Source organism: Vibrio profundum, assembly GCF_050337555.1.
Taxonomy (GTDB): domain Bacteria; phylum Pseudomonadota; class Gammaproteobacteria; order Enterobacterales; family Vibrionaceae; genus Vibrio; species Vibrio profundum.
Genome location: NZ_JAKJTA010000014.1, coordinates 38,656 through 58,955, shown reverse-complemented (window position 1 = coordinate 58,955; position 20,300 = coordinate 38,656). Strand labels below are relative to the sequence as shown.

Below are 20,300 nucleotides of genomic sequence, written 5' to 3'. Positions count from 1 at the left end.
AAGGGCGAACGTACTACGGCGAGGGGCCAAATTACGGTGGCGGAGGTATCGCCTATCTATTTATTAGAAAAACAGAAGCGTTGCCAGAAGGTTGGTTTTTCTGGCAGTGTGGCTAAGGCTAACAAGCGCATGTTGTCGGACTGGCTTTCCGCTGTGCTCCAAACCAGCCGCAAATGCGGGCGTTAAATGCCTAAGGGAAGTATGCAAAAAATCTCAATTGAAGTAGCGAATAAATTCACTGAGCCATTCATTGGCAAAAGAGTTAGTCGTGTTTGGCAGGGTAATGGTAGTGCCATATTTCTTGAGTTTGGAGAGCTAACTGAAAATAAAGGTGAGCTTACAGCCATGATTGAGTGGAGTTGGCGTGTAGAAAACGAAGAAGAAATAGAATTTGGTAGTTGGTCTGAAGATTCAGAGTTTCCTGTGTTACTAAAAAAGCTAAATGGTTTAACTCTTCAACGCATTTCGTTTCAATCTCGTTTACCAGAATTAGTACTAGAGCTAAGTGAAAATATTTGGGTTTGCTCCTTCTCTACAGTCGAAGGAGATCCTGAATGGGCGCTGATCACGCCAACTAAAACCATGCTGTCATCAAAAGGAAGTCTAGGCTTTGAGTAGGCGGCACTTAACCAGCGGCTGCTGCGGACAAATTTCCGCTGTCACCTTTTTTGCAAAAACACGCAAAAAAGCCGCCATCAAAAATTTGCTCGCAGAGCCGGGTGTTAAATGACTAGAATTATGAGCAAAGTTAAACGGATTGAAGATATTACGATAGAGGATCTGGAAACTCATCGCTGGTGCTTCTATCAAAACGATGAGGAAGGCTACGATGCGTTCGAACATGTAATTTCCGGTGAGCATCCTGATTTCTCAGAAGATGTTTTAGAGCTGGAGTATGCGGAGTTCGAGTTTTCAAACGGAAAGGTGGTCTGGGGGCTTTACGATGGCTTGGAATCTTTCAATATCGTTACTCCGTCAGAGTGGTATTCCTTGTGGTATGGCATTGCGAAGCCTGAATCTGAAGATATTGAACGGCTATCTGAATTTCTATCTAGTGAAGGTTTAAAATTGCCAGTAGTCGCTAAAGCAAAATGGTCTGGTACAAAAAGAACATACAATGGTATTCAATATATAAATGAGAATGACGAGGTCCGCGAGATCGTCATTTAACAAAGCAAGCAAGAAGGACAGCAAAACCGCTACGCGGTTTAACTGCCTCTTCTAGCGACGTTGATACTTTTAGTGATTGGCCGCTAATTTACCGTAAAGAGGGATATATGGATTGTGTATTCAAAGCTCGTGAGCACATTGATATTGTATGGCGGATAGCTGAACAATTAGAAGTAACTGGTACACATAAAAATAGATTTATTAGTGCCATGTTCTTTGCGTCAATTAATCATTGCGACGCTATACAGGTGTTAACAAAACAACGGAACTTTGCTTCATCTTTTGCGCTTTTGCGACCTCTTTTAGAGAATACTTTTCGTGCCGTTTGGTTACACAATTGTGCCTCAATTGAGCAAAGCCAGAAGGCTATGATTAAGGGTAAATGGCCAAGTGCATGGGATGCTATCAACTCAATTGAAGAACTTTCAGGTTGCCCAAAGTTGCTATCTAAAATTTGGTCTGATATGCGAAATCATATGCATGACTTTACTCATGGTGGTAGCGAGCTCGCGTACAGGCATTTTGGCGAGGATAACGTTATTACGCCAAATGTTGATGACAGTGAAGTGCTGAGGTTGATACAAATAGTAGTATTGGTCTCTTCTTATGTTCTTTCTCAGCATATTGAACTGTCAGAGAATGAAAAAGCTATTCGATTACTAGAAAGGCTAGTTGATCAGTCAACATCATGGTGTTTTACAACAGGATGCGGCTAACAAATAAGGATTAAGGTGTTGCGTAGCCAACACTAAATCCCGAGTATTGAACAAGCCCGAAGCCACCTTATTAAGTAAATTGTGCAATTTGTTTTGAAGGGCACGCTACCTTGAGGGTTTTCTCAAGGCGAGCGACGTTAAGATAAGGTTACGATAGCAACCTTATCAATCAGTTAGCTATTTTCCTTTCTCTTCTTCCGCCACTGTTCCTCTGATTTCACCTTGGCCATTATCCCAATTATCAAATGCCTTTCGGCTAAATCGGTCGGCTAACTCTCACGCACGCCATCTCACGCTGACAGCAAGGGCAGATTCTTATCGCTTTACTTCTTATCGTCTTGATTAGCAGCGGTATGAGATGAAGTAAGTTCAACAACAGCAGTTGAATACGGGCTCTTAAGGTATGCGCTTGACCGCGTAAAAATCCGTAGTATCGAACCCGTTACAGCCCTTTGGGCAACACGTGCTGTCAAATGAGTAGCAAGAACTTGAGGATGGGTAAGGTGCGCGTTTGCCACGTTTTGCTTTGGCTCTCTTTATAACGGAAGGTGACTGTGGAAAATACAGCGCATGTGCGAGTTTAAAAAACTAATGTGTAGCACAAGGCTTTGTTGAATTTCTCTGTGCATAGATATCTATTCTAGTTGAAAGGATGTCTATGAATCACACATATTATTAATACTAAAACAAACAGCGAAAAAGCCAGAATGTTTCCGGCTTTTTCGCTGTTTGTGTCGCTCTACTCTCTAACTAAATGCGTCCAAGCGAGAAGGGAATTCAATCAATATGACGTATTTGGTACTTCTTCATTTTGTGATTCAGAGTGCTGATCGGAAGAGAAAGCTGTTCTGCCGCACGCTTTATTTGCCAATGACACTCTTCCAAGCTACTCAAAATTAACTGCTTTTCATATTTATTTACGGTCTCTTTGAGTGCTTTGGATGGGATTTCTTCAAGCGGAATTGTTTGTTTAATCTTAGCCGGCTCGGTGGCGGTGGCGACATCATTTGTTAGTAGAGCAGAGCTGATTACGTCTTGTGGCTCAGCTTCCATTTCCAGAGTATCGAGTTCTATTTGAGTGATGATTTCAAAATCAGACAGCAAAATGGCGCGTTCCACAATATGCTTTAGTTCTCTTACATTGCCTGGGTACGGATAACTGAGCAGTTGTTGTCGGACATTGGCACTAAACCCCGGTGTGTGTGGAAGGCCTAGCGTATGCGTACTCTGAGATAAAAAGTGTTCTGCGAGTGGGATGATGTCAGCTCGTCTTTCTCTGAGTGGCGGTAACTGAATAGGGAAAACATTGAGTCGGTAGTAGAGATCGGCCCGAAACAAACCTTGTTTTATTTTTTGCTTTAAATGGCAATGGGTGGCGGCAATCACACGGACATCAATCGTAATTTCTTTATTTGCGCCAATGGGTCTTAACTTGCGCTCTTGCAGAACTCGCAACAATTTAGCTTGGAGCAGTAGCGGCATGTCCCCTATTTCATCGAGAAATAGGGTGCCGCCATTGGCTGCCTCAAAGAGGCCAATTTTATTGCTATCCGCCCCGGTAAAGGCCCCTTTTTTATGGCCAAACAGTTCAGACTCGAGCAGCTGCTCTGGTATTGCCGCGCAGTTCTGCACCACCAAAGGCTGCTGACTACGGTCTGAGTTGTCGTGGATATATTGAGCGATGACTTCTTTGCCTGTCCCTGTTTCTCCGAGGAGCAGAACATCGACGGGTAGAGCAAGAATTTTGTCGATTCTACCTAAGGTAGACACCATGGTTTCACTTACTGCGATTGGGCCTTGATAGCCTTGTGTGGTTCGCTTTTTGAGCTTTTTATTCTCACGGGTTAAGGCCGCGTTATCTGTGGTTAATGACTGAATAATATGGTCATACTCTTCTAGCCAAATAGCTTGCCGTATGTAGTTTGCGGCAAGATGGCAAAAAGCAGTGAGCGCATTTTCCTCGACTAGGAGGTTTGGTCCGAATAATACCAACAGGCCAATGGTATTTCCTTTGTCGTCCACCAGTGGCCAAGCAAGCAAGTTTTCGCTCTTGCGTGATAAAGCTTGCTCAGCATGGTAGATCGATTCGCAATTGTAGCCGTTGTATTGATAAAGCTGCTCTATTTTCACAGCCTCACCATTGCGAACCGCGTACTGGAATGGGTCGGTATCGTTTGATAGCGCCAAAGATAAAGGCTGCCACGGGTGCTGACTGAGCATATAACCATTGTGCTGGACGATATTTGGCGTCAACGATTGACTCGTATTATCTAACACATATAGGTTGCCATGTGGAGAGCGGGTCATGGTGCAAGCAGCGCTAAGCACTGCCTGTAAGGTTTCCACTAGTCGACGCCTATTTGATAACGATTGGCTAATCGCAAGCAGCGCATTGCTAAGCTCGCTATTGCTAGCTGAAGTCATAGCATAATTTCCCGCTGTCGCTCACACTGAGCGAGACACGTTCCATGTGATCATCGAGGTCATTGACGAGTAAATGGTGAGACAGTTGTGGTAATAGCTGTCGATTGATTACCGCGTCGATATTGCGCGCTCCGGTTTCCGCTAACTTACAGTTATCCAAAATGAACTGGATAAGTGACTCTTTGTAATCGAGTTTTAGCTTATAGCGCTCGTGCAAGCGTGTAGCAACTTTATCCAGTTTATGTAGAACAATTTCTTTCATCGCTTCATCGTTAAGCGGCATGTATGGAAGAATGGACATACGAGCTAGTAGAGCAGGTTTAAAATGCTGGTTAAGGCTTGGTCGGATAGCATTTTCTATGTCATCGACACTGAGTTCAGGAAGCTGGGCAAGTTGCTCAATCTGCTGCGTCGCTAGGTTACTAGTGAGTAGAATTAGCGTGTTTTTGAAGTTAATTGCTCGGCCTTCACCATCGTTTAATACCCCTTTGTCGAATACTTGATAGAAAAGGTTCAGCACTTCTGGATCGGCTTTTTCTACTTCGTCTAGCAATACGACGGAATACGGTCGTTGGCGCACGGCTTCGGTTAACATGCCGCCTTCGCCATACCCGACGTAACCCGGAGGAGAACCGATTAAACGAGATACTGTGTGTTTTTCTTGGAACTCAGACATGTTAATGGTGACCATAAAGCGTTCGCCACCAAACATCTCTTCGGCGATGGCGCGAGCCGTTTCGGTTTTTCCGACTCCGCTTGGGCCAACCAGCAAGAAGACGCCTGTTGGCTTGTCTTGATCGACTAAGCCAGCTTTAGCCGTTTGAATACCTTCAGATAATGCGCCCATCGCGAAAGGTTGGCCTTTGATTTGTTGGTTGAGCGTATCTTTAATGCTGAGGGTTGTTTTTGTCTCGTCTTTTAGCATTTTCCCCATAGGGATGCCTGTCCAATCGGAAATGACATGGCTGACCTCGTCGGGACCTACTTCAAAGTGAACCAGTTGAGATGAAGTTCGAATGTCTTCAAGTTGGGATTGACATGCTTGAATGGCAATGGTGACTTCCTCAACATCCATTGTTGGTTTGTCGGTTTCATCGTTAAGTCCAGCTGCCTGTTTTTCATCTTCGGTGATGTTGGTCTCTAAATGCTGATTGAGCATTTGGCGCAGGTGAAGCAACTCGTTAATCACCGATTTCTCTTGTTGCCATTGCTCCAGCAATACATTGAGCTGTTGTTGAGTCTCCGTTATCTGGTTTTGAATCTCAGGTCGAGCAGAGACACTATGACGATCTCCCGTCAACTGTGCGATATCACGTTCAATAGCGTCTAATTCTCTTTGCTGGCTTGCCAGTTGTTGCTGCAATATTTCGATCGGTGCCGGGGTAGCGTTTAAGCTAATATTGACTCGCGCGCACGCCGTATCGAGTACATCAATCGCTTTGTCGGGCAGTTGACGACCTGAAATATAACGGGAAGAGAGTTTGGCCGCTGCGGTAATCGCATCATCACGTATATAGACACCATGAGATTTCTCATAAGCTGCGCGCAGGCCTCGAATGATTACGCTGGCCTGATCAGGCGTTGGCTCGTCAAGTTTCACCAATTGGAAACGCCTTGCCAACGCAGGGTCTTTTTCAAAGTATTTTTTATATTCAGACCAAGTGGTTGCGGCGATAGTCTTAACTTCACCGCGAGCCAGAGCAGGCTTGAGGAGGTTGGCTGCATCACTGCCTCCAGCTTGGTTGCCACCACCGACTAACGTGTGGGCTTCGTCGATAAAGAGAATAATTGGCGTTGCGGAGTTTTTAACTTCATCCAATACAGCGTTTAGTCTTTTTTCGAATTCGCCTTTGACACTTGCTCCGGCTTGCAGCAGCCCCATGTCCAACCCATAGAGCTCGACATTTCTCAGGCTGTCTGGCACGTCACCCTTGACAATACGAAGAGCTAAGCCTTCTACGACGGCTGTTTTGCCAACTCCGGGATCGCCAACCGCAATTGGGTTGTTTTTGCGTCTACGCGCCAAGATATCGATGATTTGGCGAATTTCTTGGTCACGACAGAATACAGGATCGATTTCCCCTAGGCGGGCCTTACCAGTGAAATCCGTCGTAAACTTCGCCAGTGCAGAATCATCGGAGCGAGGAGTTTCTGATTCGCTTATCGACGATTTATTTTCCATTGAAGCATGGGTGAGCTCGCCGAAGCGGCGTTTTATTTCATCGGTGTTCACCGATTCAAGCAGTGAGGCATAACCATGTTGACCATAGCGTAGTGGGTTGCTAACCAGTGTAAGTAATAATGCGCCCGTTCTAATTTGGGTTTCAGATAAATCTAGTGACGACATTAACCAACTTTCTTGCAGCCACTCGATAAGCAGCGCTGAAAATACAGGCTTGGCACCACTATTATGTTGTGTCATTTGAATATTAGACTGAATCGATTGTCTCAATAAATGTTCTGAGCAATCAAAGTGAGCTAATAAAATATCGAAATCGCTGTTTGGTCTTTCTAATAAGCTGAGTAAATAGTGTTCTATTTGTACTTCGCTGGCGTGCTGCGATACTGCTAGTGATGCTGCATCCTCTAGAGCGACTTTAGCGACTGGATTTAAGCGTTGAATTAGTGAAGACAGATTTATATTGATCATAATGCTAAAACGAGTAGACGTCGAAAGTGTTAAATATACCCGATATAGCGATTAAATATTATTGTACATTATGCTTAAAATGTAAAAACAACGTATTTCATACAACTTTAATTATTATCCCTTTCTTATCCCTACCCTCACTAGTCATTATGATTGAATTGATAGGCAAAATGCCTAAATGGCTAGGTAATTGACCTTTTTTGCCTTTTTCTTTAATTAGGTGGTTGATTTTATCGGTCGATTCAATAAATTACACCAGCAATACAACTTTTGGTTTTTTTCCACAAATAATTGATTCACTTAACCCAATAAATACACATTTAATTTATAGGATGTTGATTTTATTGTTGTTTTATTTATTGGCATGAGGATTGCTTTGTAGTGGGTGTTCGCAAGTTAAGCGAGTTAACGAAAGTTTAGTCAATTTATATTTATAGAGGTTATAGTAATGCCAACTCCAGCATATATGTCAGTGAAAGGTGAAACACAAGGCGAAATCACAAAGGACGCTTACTCTGCGGACTCTGTCGGTAACACATGGCAGCAGGCTCACATCGATGAGTTCCTAGTTCAAGAACTTGATCATGTACTGACTGTTCCTCGTGATCCACAAAGTGGTCAGCCAACAGGCCAACGTGTTCACATGCCAGTGATCGTGACGAAAGCACAAGATTGCTGTTCGCCACTGCTATTCAACGCACTAGTATCTGGTGAGAAATTGCCTGAGTGTCAGATTCGTTTCTACCGCACATCAACAACGGGTAAGCAAGAACACTACTACACAATCAAATTGATTGATGCGCTACTGGTTGATATACAAACTCGCATGGCTCACTGTCAAGATGCGGTAACGGCTGATCGCGTAACGGAAGAAGTACTTAAGTTTACTTACCGCGCGATTGAAGTGACTCACGAAGTTTGCGGTAAAGCTGGTAACGATGACTGGCGTACACCTCGTGAAGCGTAATTCGCCGATCGAAAGTTAAGAATATTGGGCCACATTGTGGCCCTTTCGAGTTTTTAAATTAGGTAAAAATATGGGTAATCTAGTAGATTTTAAAGTGGAAATTCAAGGCTCTAAGCGTCGGTTTGATGTGGAGAGGTTTACTGTTATGGAGGAGTTGTCTGCTCCGTTTCGTATTGAGTTGAATCTGATATCTTCAGATGCCGATATTACTTTTGAAGAGCTAAGTCGTAAGCCAGCTTTATTAACCTTACTTGGACAAGGCTCGGGCGTTTCCAAACAATTCCACGGGACTGTGAGTGAGGTTTGCTATTGGGGACCGATCCACGATAAAAGTCGTTACCATGTCACATTGGTACCGGACTTTTGGTTTCTGTCTCAGCGCCAAGATTGCCGTATTTTTCAGCAAAAGTCCGTAGAAGATATCATTAAGCAGGTTTTTGCTGATGCCCGCTTTACGGGCTATAAGTTCTCGCCAAATGTTGTCGGTAAGACCCCAACTAAGCTGTATGTTTTGCAATATCGTGAGTCTGATGAAAGTTTTGTCGCACGTTTAATGGCAGAACATGGGCTGTGGTATTACTTTGACCATAGTGAATCTGGTCATATGATGGTCATTGCCAACAGTAAAGATGCGGTGACAGATATTCCGTGCACTACAGATAATGCAACTGTCGTCGGCTCTGTGGTTTTTCATCAGCCAGGTAATGGTAATGCCGATCGTGAGCATGTGATGAAGCTGAGGTCGGCTCACAGTGTTAACACCGGTAAGGTGACTTTCTCCGATTACAATTACAACATGCCAAACACTGATCTAGAGGTGGAATCTGCTGCTGATCAGAAAAACTCAGATCTGGCTTATTACGACTACCCGGGACGTTACGTAGATGCTGAGCATGGCAAAACCCGAGTTGCTGAAAAAAGAGAAGAATACGTTGTTGCGAGTCATCAGGTTCGAGGGATGAGCAACGTGATGCGATTAGCAACCGGGCATAGTTTTGCCCTACAAGCTCACCCAAGACAAGCGTTGAACTCAGATTACACTTTGATGTCTGTTAAACATGAAGGACAAAACCCATTGGTTGCAGGTCATGAGGTTAGTGGTCATCCTGATGACTCGGCTCATCATGCGACAAGTTACCATAACCAGTTTATTTGCATTCCCAAGACCACAGAATTTAAACCGAAAAAACTGCCAGCGCCAGTTGTGGACGGGCCGCAAACTGCTGTCGTGGTGGGTCCTGCTGGTGAGGAAATCTACACCGATAAAATGGGCCGAATTAAAGTGCAGTTTCACTGGGATCGCTACGCACAGAAAGATGAAAACGCGAGCTGTTGGATACGAGTGAGTCAGTCGATGGCTGGAAATAACTGGGGTGCAGTGCATTTGCCGAGGATTGGGCATGAAGTCGTGGTGACGTTTTTGGAAGGTGATACTGATCGCCCCTTAGTGACAGGTGTGGTATACAACGGTCAAAATGGCCCTGCGTACGAGTTGCCAAAAAACAAAACGATGACTGTGTTTCGTACTCAAACCCATAAAGGGGAAGGGTACAATGAACTTAGCTTTGAAGATAAAAAAGACGCGGAAGAAATCTATATCCATGCACAGCGTGATATGGTCACCAAGGTCTTGAACGACCGCCATCATACTATCGATCGAGATGAGTATCTTGCCGTTACCGGTAACCGAGAAAAAGAAGTGACAGGGAACCAGAAAGAAACCATCCATGACTTCAAACAGACCCAAGTAGACAAAACATTTACTGAAACCGTTGAGAAAGATGTCGCGGTTACCTACAACGCGGATGAAACGCATAAAGTCGCACATAATCAAACGGTTGATGTGGGTGACAACCGCGATGTAACTGTGCACAAAAAAGATACTCTCACAGTGAATGATACCAGAACGGTTCATGTTACTAAGCAGCAGTCCACGACCATTGATGCAGATAACAGCATGACGGTCGGCGGCCAGATGACTGTGACTGTGAAAGGCGGGGATACGTCGATAAGTACAGATGCGGGGAAGACATCGATTACGAGTAGCAGCGCGATTACTCTAACGACAGGTTCGGCTTCGCTGGAAATGAAAAGCGACGGCACAATAAATTTAAAGGGCTCAGCGATTAACTTGACTGCAAGTGGTAATTTGACGCTGAAAGGTGCCAATGTTTTGCAAAACCCATAGAGCGCGTGAAGCGAGGTTCAAGAATGAAGAATAATGAAGTGCATACCGAAATGGTACAGAGTGTTTTGCACACGACCGAGCAGCAGCGAGAGCCTATCTTGCATGCGAGACTGGGTAAAATTATTGCAATTAACCCTTCTTTAGATAGTGTGCGAGTTGATTTCGAAGGCAACCCATATTCAACTCCAGTGAGTGCAAAAGTAGGAAGGAATTTTCGTCTGTCAGAGCTAGAAATGGCTATTGACGGTGGGTTTACTTGTCGAGTCGAGTTTCTCAATGGCGATGTCAGTTTACCGATTGTTACAGATATCTTCTTTTCGATTTTAGAAGACGATAAGCCTGTCAGCATTCGAGCAAAAAAATTGTTGATTGAGGCCGATCAAGAGCTAGTGCTCAAGAGCGGTGCCACGGAGACGGTTTACCGAGCCCGTGGTGCTAAGGTCACAACACGAGCAAAATATGTGACTTCTCAAGCCGAAAAGTCGAATAAGATCCAAGGCGCAACCATAGCAATCAATTGATTTTCCGTGCTAGGCTCCGAGCCCCAAGTGACCCTAGCTTTTCCTGTTAGCTATGAGATGCTCCGAATAACAATGACGACCCGAAAACGAATATTAGCGAAGCACATTGATTTCAGTATCACTAGCGAGTGCTTGGATGACGTACTCACAAAAGTGCAAGCCCAATCAAAATCTTTTGAATCTCTTGCGGAGAAAAAACGTCAATTTCTGATCGAAAAAACTGAGCTCGCTTGTGATTCTATTGAATTTCTACTGCGTCAGCGAGTGCGAGCACATATAAATGGCTATCCTTCATCGGGTAATGCCTATCTATCCCTGATTGAACAAAAGTTGGCGGCGCTGCGTGACGTTTTGCTTGCATGCTACGACTACCATCCAGGCAGCTTGTATCGTTTACTGAACGATCAGCCTGATATTGTGGTTTGGGTAGTTATGAGTGAAAGTTTTTCATGCGCAGATATCGTTCCATCCTTGCTTGTATGTGCTGCTTTGCCACTTATCTCCGACGTCGATCTAGCCCAGATGCTGGCTCAGTTTTGCACTCTCGGCGATTTTGATATTTGTTTAGCTAGCTTAATAGACGGGAAAAGTGACTCTTCTACCCGATATTTTCATTATTTAGTCAATCGCCAAACCTTAAGTCTTGATTTACTGTCACATTGGCAGGTTAATAAGGTCCTGCTCAGCCATCAGGTTTACCCATTACTCGCACTGGGGAATCAGGCGCAAGGTAAAGAGTGGCTTGATGAAAACTTTCATTATCATGATCTGTTGTTTGAACGCTTGGTCGTGGCAGACAGCGCGGCTCCTTGGCTGAATGAAATGATAAGGCATGAATCTGAAGCTCTTGAGAAGCTGGGCGCGTCGCGATATCAGTGTGCTCTTAGCGGTGTATCAGCAGAAGGCTTCGATATTATGGCTTCCGATGCTGCTGAGATATTCGCATTGACTGGTGAAACCGCTTGGGTTCCAGATATCATCGCAAACTTAGAGACATTGAGTGCCGATGAAGGACACTCTTGGCTAATGGCATTAATGTTAGTTTATGGCGACGCATTGCCAGTTGAGTTAGATCAATTGTACGTTGAAATGGATTGGCAGCAGATGCTTGCTCACCTCAAAGCTTGGGTTGACGAACAGCTACATCGCCGAAGTGAAAACGTTCGTTTAGGCGATGAGCTAAACGTGACTCAGTCGCTCGCGGTGATGACTAGCCACAAAATAGACGCAAAGTTTCGTCTTCTTATTTGGCAACAACTTTGCTTGCGAGCGAACGTTTACGCGCATTGGAGCCCATTAATGCCAAAGCACCAGCAAGATGATGTATTGGCTAAGATACAGCGACTATCTGATATAGAAGAAAGGTTTGAAGTAAGGAGAACAAATGCGCTTGTGGGATGTTGAACCTAGCCTGTTTGGTAATGTCGAGGGGCGTTTCCAAAGGGACAGTGACGGTAATGAAGTTTGGGTTCTGACGCTTAAACGTGCATGGGTGTTTAGCGATCAACAATGGCAAGCTGACCATGATGTGGTGGTGCGAGATGGGCCTGAATATTCAGGCGAGCCGGGCCAGTCGGCACTTATCGCCGATCATGATTTTCCTGTAATTAAGCAAAACAGCGACGTTATTGCAGTTGGCAATGCTCGAACACCGGGCAAGCAGGCAATGACTCATCATCAGTGTCGATTGCGAATTGATGGCCATGTAGACAAAACGATTGAAGTGGTTGGTGAGCGAAAGTGGGTCAGCCATGGTGGCAGTATTACCGTATCCGAGCCCAGTACGTTTATTGAAAAAGAAATTGACTATCGGCATGCGGTTGGAGGAGATGGACGCAACCGCTTGGGTGGGGGAGTCGCAAAGAAAAACAAAACGTTGCTTGACATGCAAGTGCCGTCCGTTTTTTACCCTGAGCAAAATTGGCAGCCTAGTCAGCGTAAAGTCCGTGTTGCGGGCTTTGGTGTTGTTCCCCCTCATTTTGACGAGCGCCGTAAACATGCTGGCACTTTTGATGAGGTATGGGAGCTTGAGCGCAAGCCAATGATGCCTCACGATTTCAATCCACTGTTTTATCAAGTCGCTCCATCAGATCAGCAGTGTGATGGCTTTCTTAGAGGGGGCGAACAATTGACGCTTACTGGCTTTGACCACTATGACGCGCTTTCTTTTCGTATTCCAAGTGAGCGTTTCATTGCCATAGCTGAATTTGATGAGGTGCTAGAGCAAGCGATGTCGATTTATACCGTGCTCATTGACGGTGATGCCAAAAGAGTTGAAATGGCTTATACGGCTGCGTTTCCATGCCAAGGGCATGAAGAGTGTTTAACAGTATCAAGTGTCCGTGAAGATAGCGAGTGAGTGGAATGACAACAGTGAACACCGAATCCCGCCATATTATTGCGAGTGCCTTAGCGACGAGTTCAGGTATGAATCTTCCCATTTCCTATGCGGTGGCGAATGCCGATCTGGGACGTTTTTCAAATTATACCTCTAGCCAAAATGATGCTAGAACAACGGTGGCGGATATAGATTACCTTGCGGGCGAGACGGGGCAAGACAAAGTCAACGAGCTGGTTGATATTACGCTTCGTTCCTTGCTCGCCCAGTTGCCAGAAAACTTGCAGCGCTTGCCACTCTACTTGACGGTTCCCGACACTTGCCAAGAACATAATGTCGCTGATTGGTTAGAAAAAGGAGAGTGGGCAAACCACTTTTCACAGATTGTTGTATTGCATCAAAGCAGCATAGAGTTTATCCACTATTGTATTCAAGAAACGTCCAAGCATGATGCGATTATGTGTATTGCGGTAGACAGTCTATTGGATGACGTCGAGCAATTGATCGAAGATTCTAAGGTGATAGGGCCTGATTCACCATGGGGTATTATCCCAGCAGAAGGGGCCGCTGGGTTAATTCTGACAAAAAGTAACGTAGTAGAAACATTAAACCTCTCCGTGGAGTCTACAGTTCACTATTCAGGATTTGATTGGAAAGCTAAGGACCGTAGGGGCTGTTTAAGGCTCGTTCGTCGCGCCGCATCCACCATTGGTGACGTTCACCGAATTCATACTGATATCGTTAACCTGAGAGCTCACGTAGAGGATTACGGGTTTGCTTTGAGTCTATTGAACTGTGGTGCTGATGGTACACAAGCGCAACTGACATCGGTCAATGAATGGTGGGGAACACTTGGCAAAGCCTCAGGTCTTGCGACGTTAGCTTCTTTTCCTAAAGTTTGCAGCGAAGGGAATTTAGGGTTGGTACTATTGTTTGACCAGGAGCAATCCCGCGCTTTATTCTCCATTGAAAAAAGCACTTCCAGCCAATAATCTCTGCCAGCACGAGTAGGAAAACGGGTTTTGAGTTGTTTTTCTGCCTTCCATTTTGCCTAAATGACTAGGTAAAATGACTAAATGGATAGGCATATTACCTCTTTTATCATATGCAATTGAAAAGGTGAATCAGAAACTTTTATCATTACGCATGAACGCTTAGTTAAGTCGATATAAAGAGTTGCTCGTGCCTAATAATCCTCCTACAGAGAATACCTTCATCAATGGTTTAGTGACCAAAGCCATTGATCGAAAAAAGAGCCATGAAAAAGAATTGGCTAGAAAACTTAAGCCCAAGCTTGAGCTTGTGTTGCTATCCCAATTTGAAATATTGGAAACACTAAATTCAAAAAATGGCCGAACAACCTTATATCATCTGATTAAGAAAGATGAGCCGAACCAGCATATCTGTTGCAAGGTTATCAATGAAAATACCCCCGAGATTTCTCATTCTTTGTTGCTGGAAGAAGCGAGTCGATTAGAACTATCTCAGCACCCCGGCGTGATTGACTTTATTAAATTGGGTACAGAGTTCGATCGACCTTACCTTATGTACGAATGGGTTAACGGCGAGTCTTTGGCTCAAAAGCTCGATAGATACAAAGGCAAAGGCTTTCGTGCGGATCACGTAGCTTGGCTGGTTTATCAATTGGCAGGCGCATTGGAATACATGCACACCAAGGGTATTTGCCATTTAGATATTAAGCCTGCCAACATCATCATCAGTGAAGAAGACACCGTTAAGTTGATTGATTTTGGTTCAGCACGTTATGTTGATGAAGCGGCGTCGTATGCGGAAGTTAGTATGTCTTATGCCTCGCCTAAATATATCGAGTCGGGCTTTGCTGTGCCTCAGGATGATGTGTACGCATTAGCTATGCTGGCAGGCCATTTACTACTCGGTGATAATAAGTCAGTGGACTGGCACGCGAGTATGGCTAGCAAAAAGCGGCCTAGTGCAATCCCTAAGCATATTTGGGCATTATTACGTAACGTTATCGATGGTCCGCGTGCTCACGGTTTGTCTCCGATAAGCTTCGCGCAGAAGCTGGCACAACTAGACCTAACTTCTATCTCACTTCATAACAATGATGCTCCACTGTTTGTGCGATTGCGTAACGCTGACTTAGTGCTGAGCCATCGTGCTTACCCTAGTGTATTCAACACTATCGCATCTAATAAATTGGAGTCGGCATTGGGAATGTGCGCTGTCGCGTTGGTTGCATCCATGTGGTGGGTTAACCGTCAGCCCATTCTACCTCCTGTGCCAGAGAATCCTGTGGTCGTCACCAAAGTAGAGAAGGTCAAAGCAATAGCTAAAGTTGACCACACGCTGCCAGCGAAAGTGACGGCATCATTCTTGTCTCAACCACCTTGGCAAATCGAACACGTACTCAATGAGATGAATCATGATGAGCTGAAGTGGCCGCAATACTACTCTGCCTATCAAATTAAAGACCATTATCAGCGTGACTTGTATTTTGATCGAAAAAACGAATTGACGAAGCGAACTCAAAGCTTATCCGCGTTATCTGATGAAATTAATAACATTCGTCGAGAAACGAATACTTTAAACGTATCAGTGGCTAGGCATCAAATACCTAACTATGCGGTAGAAACTAAGCTCAACGACATCCTGAGCCAATTGGATGTATTGGCCGAGGATGCGCAGCAGGCCGTACCTTACGCCGCCTACAATGGCGCTGACATTGCGGATTGGCTGCAACAAGGCCAGAGTGAAAAAACGAAGGACTTTATCCAGAAAGCGTGGGCAAGCAGCCAAGCCTATGGTTACTACTATAGTCATGTTCTTCCTGAACACGTCGCCGAGCAAGTCGTAGAATCTGCAAAAGAGTATGCGCAGCACCATTTTTATTCGAAAGCTATTGATGATTTAAATGCGGCGTTGGAGGCATTCGGGCCTAATGGCAAGTTGACTCAACTTAAATCTGATTTAACCGTGCAGCGTAGCGAGTACGTATTATCTCAAACAGCATCGGGCGGAAAAGTATTTACGCTCGATAAAGTTGAACGCGCGCTAGATGAACTGCATGCCTTGGCACCTGAACAATTCAACCAATTGAAAACATCCTTAATGGCGATGGCGGCTGAGACTCTTAACGGCCCTGCGATTAAAGGAGCAGATTTAACGGGTGCTCGGTTGATTCAGCAGGCACTCAAGTCCTACCAACCGCATTCGCAGGCTTAATTGAATGACTTACGCACTCGATATCAATGTTTACCTTCAACCTATTAGTGCTACCGAGCCCACGGGCGAGGATGCAAAATATGAAGCTTGCTACGAACTGATGGAAACTGAAGTAAGAAAGTTTGGGTCATTATTCGGAGAAACAGTCGATTGGGCAATAGTAAAGTCTCAATCGATGATGGTGTTAACTCAATATAGCAAGGATGTACGAGCACTATGCTATCTATGCCGTGCACTGATGGAAGACGGTGCATTTTCAGGTCTGGAAGCGGGGCTTCGTTTATTGCATTGCACTATCAAACAGTTTGGTGGTGATTTATTTCCACGGCGAAAGCGGGCCAGAGATGGGGCAATAGATTGGCTAGTTTCTCAACTAGATGCTGTGTTGAGCAAGTCTTATGCAACCAATGACAATCAAGGTCAGCTTTTGGTATGTGCGGAACATGTGGGGGCGATTCAAGCAGAATATGAGAATGCGTTTTCAGACTCTGACGTTAATATTTTCTCAGTAAAGTACAAATTGGAAGAGCTGGTTCAGCAGGCGAATCTGTCTGTGGTAAACAACGAAACCGTTGAAGCTGCTTCTGGTGCGAGTTCGGCGTCGACTCTAGCGTCAACGGCGGTAGCAACTGAAAGTTCTCGAAGTGTCGCGGTGAGTCATCCGACACCCTCAAAACCAATGGTGAATAAATCATTGCCTGTGGGACAAGATATAGAGACTGATTTCTCAAGTATCGGCGCGTCGAAGAAAACATTAAAAAAGGTAGCGGAAGCTATCTTAAGCGTGGATGCGAGCTTTCCTCTTGCTTACCGCATTCATAGGCATTTGGGCTGGTTTGATATTAAAGAAACCCCGCAAGGTGATGATAACGGTATCACGCCACTAAGATTGGCGATTTCACAAGATTCACGCTCAGAGTATAAAGACAGCGCGGAGCGGGAAGTTAATCAGGAGTTGATGAAACGCTTAGAGAAAGCGTTGCCTGATATACCATTTTGGCTCACGGGCCATTATTACCTTGCTCAAATGTTGATTCAGTTGGGACATACCGACGCTGCAAATGCAGTACGCCAAGAAACGCAAATCTTTGTCGCTCGTTTGCCAGGTATTGAAATTTTGTCTTTTGCTGACTCCGTGCCTTTTGCCTGCGAAAAAACGTTGGAATGGTTGCGGTTAGCAGAGAAAGCAGACTTTTCCCTGGAACAGATGAATAAAGTTTCGGCGCACGTAACTGATGCTTCCTCGACTAACGTTTCTCAACTCAAAGAATTTGAACCAAATCTATGTCCTGAACCCAATTTGTCGCTCGATAACTTAGGTCAACATGTGGCGCAAATGTCACAGCATATGGAAGCCGAGTTGTCTGGTCGTACTCAGTTTTTAATGCAATTAAATATGATCAAAGCCTTCCAAAGTGTGAGCTTACATTCACTGTGCCTACCGTATTTGGAAACTGTTTGGTCGATAAGAGAAAGTAAGAACCTGATTCAATGGGAACCACAACTATGTGTCTCGTTGGATACACTCACAGAAAAAACTATGTCTGTCTTATTTTCCGGTGGTCGTGAGATGCCAGATAAATACCGTACATGGCTGTCTGTATAAAAGTTAATTATAAAAAAGTAAAAAGGAAATGTTTATGTCACGTGAAGGCTCGGTCGCTCCTAAAGAGCGGATCAATATTCGTTATGTTCCGGCAACTGGGGATGTACAGGACGATGTTGAACTACCGCTTAATATGATGGTTGTTGGTGATTTTACAGCTCGTGCTGATGAAACCCCAATTGAAGAAAGAAACCCAATTAATATCGATAAAGATAACTTCAACGAAGTTCTCGAAGGTTATTCGCCTAACGTTAAAGTTAACGTAGAAAACCGTCTTTCTGATGAAGACGATGCACAACTTGGTGTGGATTTAACCTTTAAAAATATGAAGGACTTTTCACCAGAAGCAATCGTGAAATCTGTTCCAGAACTGAATAGCCTGCTTGAACTTCGTGAAGCTCTCGTAGCGCTCAAAGGACCACTTGGTAACGTACCTGCGTTTAGAAAGCGTATTGCGGCGGTATTGCAAGATGAAGACGCGCGAAACAAGTTGCTCACTGAGCTAAAACTTGATGAAAAACAAGGGGAGTAAGAATTACTATGGCAATTGAAGCACAAGAGCAAGAAATGACCGCGGTAGGTGAGAGTGGCTCCCTACTGGACGCTATCTTAAGTGAGACTCGACTACAACCTGAAGACGAAGGCTTTGAAGTTGCAAGACGTGGCGTCGAAGCTTTCATTAGCGAGTTGTTGAGTCAGTCTATTTCCGACAAAGTTGATCAATCTTTGGTTGATCTGATGATCTCTGAAATCGATCAAAAACTCTCAAATCAAGTTGATGCTATTTTACATAGTGACGAAGTTCAAGCCGTTGAATCTACGTGGCGTGGGCTAAAATACTTGGTTGACCACACTGAATTCCGTGAAAATATTCAAATTGAACTGATTTCTGCTCGTAAAGACGAAGTGCTAGACGACTTTGAAGATGCGCCGGAAGTAGTGAAATCTGGCCTCTACAAACAGATTTATACACGTGAATACGGACAGTTTGGTGGTAAACCAATTGGCGCCGTTATTTGTGATTACCAATTTTCTGCAAGCTCTCCAGACATCAAATTGATGGAATACATGTCAAATGTTGGTGCGATGTCTCACGCGCCGTTTATTACGTCTGCTTCTTCTAAATTCTTCGGTTTAGACAGCTACGAAGATCTACCGAACTTAAAAGATCTCAAGTCTGTTTTTGAAGGCCCACAATATACTAAGTGGCGCGGCTTGAGAGAACATGAAGATGCTCGCTACTTAGGTTTATGTACCTCTCGATTTATGTTACGTAACCCTTATTCGGTAGAAGATAACCCAATTAAGGCGTTTGACTACAACGAAAAAGTAACAGACAGTCATCACAACTACTTGTGGGGCAACTCAGCTTTTGCAATGGCATCGAAAATTAGCGAATCATTTGCTAAGTATCGTTGGTGTCCAAATATCATCGGTCCACAAAGTGGCGGCGCAGTTTTCGACTTGCCTGTGTTTAACTTTGAGTCGATGGGACAAATCGAAACGAAAATCCCGACAGAGATATTGGTCTCTGATCGCCGTGAATATGAATTAGCTGAAGAGGGTTTTGTTGCGCTGACTATGCGTAAAGGCTCCGATAATGCAGCGTTTTTCTCTGCCAACTCGGTACAAAAACCGAAAGTATTCCCTAACACGCCAGAAGGCAAGCAAGCGGAGATGAACTACAAACTAGGTACTCAGTTACCATATATGTTTATTATCAACCGTTTAGCCCACTATATTAAAGTGCTTCAACGTGAGCAAATCGGTTCTTGGAAAGAGCGCACGGATCTGGAAATTGAGTTGAACAAATGGATTCGTCAATACGTTTCAGATCAGGAGAACCCACCAGCAGAAGTTCGTGGCCGCCGACCTTTACGCGCAGCGCAAGTTGAAGTATCTGATGTTGAAGGCGATCCAGGCTGGTACCGTGTATCACTTTCTGTTCGCCCACACTTTAAATACATGGGCGCTAGCTTTGATTTATCCCTTGTTGGGAAACTTGATCAAAACTAATCATTAGCATCTTAGCGACCTTCTGTGTTTGTCGGCTGGTTAGCACTAGCCAACGGCGGAAGGTCTCTTTTCGAGTGTCATTATGGAAAAAGGTTTTAGATTACTGGAGCGCATCGAATTAGGAGAAGCGAAAAATTGTTATGAGAAGGTTGTTTCTCATAGCCATATCGTCGAGTCTATTCACATGCATTTGGCTGAACTGCTCAATACACATATGGGGAACGCGATGATCGATGTCGATTATGGTTTGCCAGATTTCAATGATGTACTGTCGAGCAATAGCAATCTTATCCGCCGTATTCAACAAAGTATTCGCGATACCATAGAAAAGTTTGAACCCAGATTATTGGGTGTCGAAGTTCGCTATAAGAAAAATGATGTAAACCCTTTGCAGCTTAACTTCGCTATTCGGGCTGAAGTGACGCATAACGGGGGTGTGGTACCTATGTCGGTCGATGTGCTCATGGGAATCGACGGTCAATTTGAAGTGTAAGGAATCC

Annotated in this window: 16 protein-coding genes and 1 pseudogene; 14 read left to right on the top strand and 3 right to left on the bottom strand. The window is 44.5% G+C overall.

The window, feature by feature from the left end; translation table 11 throughout:
* Positions 1 to 201 precede the first annotated feature (201 nt).
* The 3 genes from L4C34_RS14345 (at position 202) to L4C34_RS14335 (ending at position 1,886) form a co-directional block, all read left to right on the top strand.
* The gene (locus L4C34_RS14345; protein WP_428790036.1) at positions 202 to 618 is read left to right on the top strand and encodes a hypothetical protein; all 417 of its coding nucleotides are present in this window, start codon (positions 202 to 204) and stop codon (positions 616 to 618) included.
* Positions 619 to 726: 108 nt separating this feature from the next.
* Positions 727 to 1,170, top strand: a complete 444-nt coding sequence (locus tag L4C34_RS14340) for a hypothetical protein (RefSeq protein ID WP_428790035.1) — start codon at positions 727 to 729, stop codon at positions 1,168 to 1,170.
* 107 nt (positions 1,171 to 1,277) lie between these two features.
* Positions 1,278 to 1,886: a DUF6988 family protein gene (locus L4C34_RS14335; protein ID WP_428790034.1), complete on the top strand. Its 609-nt coding sequence runs from the start codon at positions 1,278 to 1,280 to the stop codon at positions 1,884 to 1,886.
* Positions 1,887 to 2,142: 256 nt separating this feature from the next.
* On the opposite strand, the pseudogene L4C34_RS14330 reads toward L4C34_RS14335, so the two are convergent.
* The 3 genes and pseudogenes from L4C34_RS14330 to tssH form a co-directional block, all read right to left on the bottom strand.
* Positions 2,143 to 2,442 (bottom strand): annotated as a pseudogene (locus tag L4C34_RS14330) (transposase); the annotation flags it as partial.
* Between the two features lie 221 nt (positions 2,443 to 2,663).
* Positions 2,664 to 4,310, bottom strand: coding sequence for a sigma-54-dependent Fis family transcriptional regulator (locus L4C34_RS14325; RefSeq protein ID WP_428790033.1), 1,647 nt, complete (start codon positions 4,308 to 4,310; stop codon positions 2,664 to 2,666).
* Complete coding sequence (gene tssH, locus L4C34_RS14320; RefSeq protein ID WP_428790032.1) at positions 4,297 to 6,960, bottom strand: type VI secretion system ATPase TssH; 2,664 nt, start codon at positions 6,958 to 6,960, stop codon at positions 4,297 to 4,299. Before tssH ends, L4C34_RS14325 begins: the two co-directional genes overlap by 14 nt.
* Positions 6,961 to 7,408: 448 nt before the next feature.
* Between tssH and L4C34_RS14315 the strand changes: the two genes are divergently transcribed.
* The 11 genes from L4C34_RS14315 (at position 7,409) to tssE (ending at position 20,293) form a co-directional block, all read left to right on the top strand.
* Positions 7,409 to 7,927: an Hcp family type VI secretion system effector gene (locus tag L4C34_RS14315; protein ID WP_428790031.1), complete on the top strand. Its 519-nt coding sequence runs from the start codon at positions 7,409 to 7,411 to the stop codon at positions 7,925 to 7,927.
* A 70-nt stretch (positions 7,928 to 7,997) separates the two neighbouring features.
* Positions 7,998 to 10,115 carry a type VI secretion system Vgr family protein gene (locus tag L4C34_RS14310; protein WP_428790030.1) on the top strand — a complete coding sequence of 706 codons (2,118 nt, stop codon included), beginning with the start codon at positions 7,998 to 8,000 and terminating at the stop codon, positions 10,113 to 10,115.
* 23 nt (positions 10,116 to 10,138) lie between these two features.
* Positions 10,139 to 10,636 carry a hypothetical protein gene (locus tag L4C34_RS14305; RefSeq protein ID WP_428790029.1) on the top strand — a complete coding sequence of 166 codons (498 nt, stop codon included), beginning with the start codon at positions 10,139 to 10,141 and terminating at the stop codon, positions 10,634 to 10,636.
* 72 nt (positions 10,637 to 10,708) lie between these two features.
* Positions 10,709 to 12,040 carry a hypothetical protein gene (locus tag L4C34_RS14300; RefSeq protein ID WP_428790028.1) on the top strand — a complete coding sequence of 444 codons (1,332 nt, stop codon included), beginning with the start codon at positions 10,709 to 10,711 and terminating at the stop codon, positions 12,038 to 12,040.
* Positions 12,021 to 12,995 carry a DUF2169 family type VI secretion system accessory protein gene (locus L4C34_RS14295; RefSeq protein WP_428790027.1) on the top strand — a complete coding sequence of 325 codons (975 nt, stop codon included), beginning with the start codon at positions 12,021 to 12,023 and terminating at the stop codon, positions 12,993 to 12,995. Before L4C34_RS14300 ends, L4C34_RS14295 begins: the two co-directional genes overlap by 20 nt.
* Positions 12,996 to 13,000: 5 nt before the next feature.
* Positions 13,001 to 13,966, top strand: a complete 966-nt coding sequence (locus tag L4C34_RS14290) for a hypothetical protein (protein WP_428790026.1) — start codon at positions 13,001 to 13,003, stop codon at positions 13,964 to 13,966.
* A gap of 190 nt (positions 13,967 to 14,156) precedes the next feature.
* Positions 14,157 to 16,178, top strand: a complete 2,022-nt coding sequence (locus L4C34_RS14285) for a serine/threonine protein kinase (RefSeq protein ID WP_428790025.1) — start codon at positions 14,157 to 14,159, stop codon at positions 16,176 to 16,178.
* Positions 16,179 to 16,182: 4 nt separating this feature from the next.
* Positions 16,183 to 17,784: a type VI secretion system protein TssA gene (gene tssA / locus L4C34_RS14280; RefSeq protein ID WP_428790024.1), complete on the top strand. Its 1,602-nt coding sequence runs from the start codon at positions 16,183 to 16,185 to the stop codon at positions 17,782 to 17,784.
* A 34-nt stretch (positions 17,785 to 17,818) separates the two neighbouring features.
* Positions 17,819 to 18,316 (top strand): type VI secretion system contractile sheath small subunit, encoded by a 498-nt coding sequence (gene tssB / locus L4C34_RS14275; protein WP_428790023.1) that lies wholly within the window; start codon positions 17,819 to 17,821, stop codon positions 18,314 to 18,316.
* 8 nt (positions 18,317 to 18,324) lie between these two features.
* Complete coding sequence (gene tssC / locus L4C34_RS14270; RefSeq protein WP_428790022.1) at positions 18,325 to 19,800, top strand: type VI secretion system contractile sheath large subunit; 1,476 nt, start codon at positions 18,325 to 18,327, stop codon at positions 19,798 to 19,800.
* Positions 19,801 to 19,882: 82 nt separating this feature from the next.
* Positions 19,883 to 20,293, top strand: coding sequence for a type VI secretion system baseplate subunit TssE (gene tssE / locus L4C34_RS14265; protein WP_428790021.1), 411 nt, complete (start codon positions 19,883 to 19,885; stop codon positions 20,291 to 20,293).
* The last annotated feature ends 7 nt before the right edge of the window (positions 20,294 to 20,300 follow it).